Origin of the sequence: Actinomyces acetigenes (assembly GCF_031296635.1) — a bacterium.
Lineage (GTDB): Bacteria > Actinomycetota > Actinomycetes > Actinomycetales > Actinomycetaceae > Actinomyces > Actinomyces acetigenes.
In genome coordinates this window covers 1-1,316 of the sequence record NZ_JASPFC010000096.1, presented here as the reverse complement: position 1 = coordinate 1,316, position 1,316 = coordinate 1, and the positions used below count along the sequence as shown (strand labels likewise).

General features: G+C 70.7%; 1 protein-coding gene. It reads left to right on the top strand.

Going from position 1 to position 1,316, the window contains the following annotated elements:
- Window positions 1-1,316: DUF222 domain-containing protein (locus tag RIV14_RS13635; protein WP_428978894.1), on the top strand; the 1,316-nt coding region annotated here is incomplete at both ends.

The following is a 1,316-nucleotide window of genomic DNA, read 5'->3' as shown; positions in this document are numbered from 1 at the left end:
GCCTGCGCTGAGGACGTGGCGGGCCTGCTGGGGTCCTTGGCCGCTGGCGGAGCACTGGCCGGCGTGGTGGAGGGGCTGCTGGCCCACCTACTGGCCACCGCCCAGAACCACGACGACGGCGACAGCGACGGCGACGGTGGCGGTGAGGGCTCTGATGCCGACGGTGCCGGCAGTGTTGATAGCGAGGGCTTGTTCGCTGGTGACAGCGGGGACGATGCGGCGTTGGTGGCCGGCGCTGAGGAGCTTCGGGCTGTGTCCGTGGAGGAGGCCGGCGCCTCGGGGATCATGGGCCTGGGGGCTGCGGGTTTGGGGGAGCTGGCTGCGGCCTGCCACCGCCTGGCGGCGTGGGCTACGTGGGGTCAGTCCCTGGCGGCGGCGTGCCTGACCGCCTGTGGTGAGCTGTCGAGTCACCCGGGCCAGTGGGGCCCAGACGGCCGGGTCTCGGAGGTAGTGGGCTACCAGGAGCGCAGGTTCAATGCCACCTGCCTGCTCTCGGCCCGCCTGGGGGTATCCCGGAGCCGGGCCGGGCAGATCGTGGATCACGGCAGCGCCCTGATGGACATGGGTTTTAACCCCACTGAGGTCATGGAGCGGTGCGGGGTGCTGGATGCGGCCAAGGCGTCCTTGGTGACTCGCCGCCTGGAGGGCGTGCCGGCCCCGGTGGCGCTGGCTGTTCAGGAGCGGGTGCTGCCTCAGGCTCCTAGGCGCAGCGTGTCCCAGGTGGGGCGGGACATTGAGCGGGCCCTGATGGAGACAGACCCCACCGGACACGCCGAGCGGGTCCGGGCCAACCAGGAGCGTCGGTGCGTGTCACGTCCCAGGCCCGCCGGTGAAGGCGTGTCCCAGGTCCGCCTGCTGCTACCCACCATGGACGCCCTGCTGCTGGACGCCACCTTGGACGCGATCGCCGCATCAGCCCGAGCCACCGGTGAGCAGCGCACCCTGGGCCAGCTGCGCGCCGACGCCATCACCGCGATGACCCTGTCCACACTACGAACCAGCCAACAGACCGCCTACCACAGACCCACGCAAACCCCCGACGACGACACCCCCGCAAGCACAAACCACGACAACAACAGCGGCACCGATGACGGCAGTCTCAGAGACACCCTCGGTGGCACCGGTGGCCGCGTCATCAGCGGAGGCCTCGCCGCCAGTAGTCCTAGCGACGGCACCGGCAGCGGTGACGTCACTGGCGGCTTTGGTGGCGGTCTCGGAGGCGTGAGTGAGCTGGCTACCTCCTTGGCTTCTCCCAGGCTCCCTGCCTCTCTGGGGCGCCCGCTGCCTGACGGGGTGCCACTGGAAGGGCTCCTGGG